At 44.6% G+C, this 2,734-nt stretch carries 2 protein-coding genes and 1 pseudogene; 2 read left to right on the forward strand and 1 reads right to left on the reverse strand.

The genetic code is table 11. The features are described from left to right. Positions 1-613 precede the first annotated feature (613 nt). Positions 614-1,048, forward strand: a complete 435-nt coding sequence (locus tag EWV66_RS18020) for an endonuclease domain-containing protein (RefSeq protein ID WP_287107700.1) — start codon at positions 614-616, stop codon at positions 1,046-1,048. A gap of 134 nt (positions 1,049-1,182) precedes the next feature. Here EWV66_RS18020 and cbiE read toward each other — a convergent pair whose 3' ends face one another. After that, on the reverse strand, positions 1,183-2,415 hold the full coding sequence (gene cbiE / locus EWV66_RS18025) for a precorrin-6y C5,15-methyltransferase (decarboxylating) subunit CbiE (protein WP_072926959.1): 1,233 nt from the start codon (positions 2,413-2,415) through the stop codon (positions 1,183-1,185). A gap of 99 nt (positions 2,416-2,514) precedes the next feature. On the opposite strand from cbiE, the pseudogene EWV66_RS18030 reads away from it, so the two are divergent. Then, positions 2,515-2,734, forward strand: a pseudogene (locus EWV66_RS18030) (DUF3782 domain-containing protein); the annotation flags it as partial.

Raw genomic sequence — 2,734 nt, forward strand, 5'->3', positions numbered from 1 at the left:
AAAATAAAGCTTATTAAAAGAATGAGTTATGGATTTACCAATTTTGAACATCTTCGACTTAAGCTGTTTGCTTGCTTTAATTCATAACAAAAATTAACACACGAAAACCAGAAGAGCCACCAATCATCTTAAACCAGTAAAAAGCCCCCCTTATCAAGGGGGGTTGGGGGGATCAAACCTATGCAATTAACCAATCATCTTAAACCAGTAAAAAGCCCCCCTTATCAAGGGGGGTTGGGGGGATCAAACCTCAAAACTGCCCCCCAAAATTCCCCTGCTAACAGCAAAACTTATCAACAATAACACCTGATTTTTTAATAAAAAAACGCAATCGCTTTAAGTTTCATCCCCCCGCCTACGACTCCTTGATAAGGGATATTATAGCGGTTCTCACCCCTGGGTGGCACAGTTAAACCTTTGCTGATTAAGCTTTTCAACATTAATAATGTACCTCGTGCGAACAGAAAACGCTATATATGCTAAACTTATTAGTTGAAAAATAATCTTTCTTTTTTTAATAAATAAAACTGCAATCACGTTAAGTTTGATCCCCCCAACCCCCCTTGATAAGGGGGGCTAAGTACGGTAACATGACTAACCAGAAAGTAAGCTTATGCAATTAACCAATCATCATCATCTACCCTACAATCCCAAACTCGTAGAACGAGCCAAAGAACTCCGTAAAAACATGACCAAAGCTGAAAGAAAACTTTGGTATGAATACTTAAAAAATTTTCAATATAGAGTTCATCGTCAAAGACCGATTGATCAATTTATTGTTGACTTTTATTGCCCCGAATTAAAATTAGTGATTGAAATTGATGGTGATATTCATAATAGTGAAGATGCTCAGAACTATGACTTAGAAAGAACCCAAATTTTATCAGGTTATGGATTAACAGTAATCCGCTTTACTAATCAAGAAGTTTTGAGTAATTTTGAGGGAGTTTGTGGAGTAATTGGAAGTTTGATCCCCCCAATCCCCCTTGATAAGGGGGGCTTTGATCCCTCCTTATTAAGGGGCTTTGATCCCCCCAACCCCCCTTGATAAGGGGGGCTTTGATCCTTCTTGATCAGGGAGATCTGACAATTTTTAACACCTAACTAATTAGACAGGAAAAGAATAGCCAAAAAGTTCTATCTACAACTTTTGCAAGAGAAATCAAGGAGAAAATCAAGGATTTACAATCTCGGTTTCAGAACAGTCCACTGGGTTACGGGGGCCATGGCTTTCCAACCTAAAAACTTGCCGACTGGTTCGGCTTTTTCAATGCCAATTCGCAGCAGTTCCCCTCCTAATTTACTATGCCATTGCAAGAGGACTAATTCGCTTTCAATTGTAACAGTGTTGGCAACAAGACGACCCCCGGGGCGCAGGGCTAACCAACAGGTTTCCAATAGGTGGGGTGTGGTGATACCGCCACCGATAAAAATAGCGTCCGGCTGCGGTAAATCTTCCAGGGCGCTCGGTGCGATTCCGGCGACGATTTGCAGGTGGGGCGTTCCCAGGGCGGCGGCATTATCGGCAATGTATTGTAATCTGGTGGGATGATGTTCGATCGCAATCCCCTGGCAACGGCGATCGCTCCGCAGCCACTCAATGGCAATGGAACCACAACCCGCCCCCACATCCCAGAGCAATTGTCCGGGTAGGGGAGCCAATCTACTCAGCGTAATAGCACGAACTTCTCTTTTTGTCAACTGTCCGTCATGATGGTAAGCAGAATCCGGCAGTCCTGGAAGGCGCGGCGCCAGGGTGGGGGGATGGGAGGAGATGCAGCTAATGGCGATGACATTTAAATCTGCCAGATCTGTAAACTCCCAATCGTTGGCGATGCCTTGAATGTGGCGTTCTCGGGTTCCCCCTAGATGTTCTAAAACCGTGATGGAACTTTCGCCAAAACCTCCCTTCCTGAGCAGCCGAACAGCGATCGCAGGAGTCTGGGCATCAGCGCTCAGTACCAGCAGTTTAGCGCCGGGATAAAGCACCCCATTCAACCAAGCCGGGGGCCGACCGCACAAACTCAAAGTTTCCACTTCACTCAGGGACCAACCCAAACGACTACAGGCAAGACTAAAGGCAGAAGGAGAGGGAATAATCGTCATTTCCTCCAGGGGAATCTGACGGGTGAGGGTGACACCAATTCCGTAGCACATGGGATCACCACTGGCCAAAACACAGACAGATTGACCACGAAGGCGGATAATCTCGTTAACAGAGTCTTGAATGGGAGAAGTCCAGAGCAGTTTTTGCCGTTGATCCTCTGGGGGTAACATTGCCAGATGACGTTCACCACCGACAATAACTGATGCTAAAGAAAGCAGACTTCGTCCCACTGAACTTAACCCTTCTAAGCCATCTTCACCAATTCCTATGATCGATAGCCATTTCGACTGACAATTGCGATCCGCCATATTAAAAAAAATCGCTACTATTTCATTATCTGCTATCAGAGTCTATCCTTCAAACAAGATATAATCAGGTTATTGTCAAGTTAATTCAGAGGAGAAAATATGACCACCACCGCCGATGATGTTTGGCGATTATTAGCCGAATTAGTAGAAGCTCAAAAAGAGACAGAAAGATGCTTTCAAGAAACCGAGCGACGCTTTCAAGAAACCGAGCGACGCTTTCAAGAAACCGAGCGGATTCTCAAAGAACAATCTTTAAAAACCGATCGCCAAATTACCAGAGTCAGTCAAGAAATTGGTAATCTTGGCGGTAAATGGGGAC

The sequence above is a fragment of the Microcystis sp. M_OC_Ca_00000000_C217Col genome, from assembly GCF_007095585.1.
In the GTDB taxonomy this organism is placed as follows: Bacteria; Cyanobacteriota; Cyanobacteriia; order Cyanobacteriales; family Microcystaceae; genus Microcystis; species Microcystis panniformis.

Bases quoted from the DNA above. Each gene is read 5' to 3' on its own strand.
- EWV66_RS18020 (WP_287107700.1), top strand. From the start codon at position 614: ATGCAATTAACCAATCATCATCATCTACCCTACAATCCCAAACTCGTA.
- cbiE (WP_072926959.1), bottom strand. From the start codon at position 2,415: ATGGCGGATCGCAATTGTCAGTCGAAATGGCTATCGATCATAGGAATT.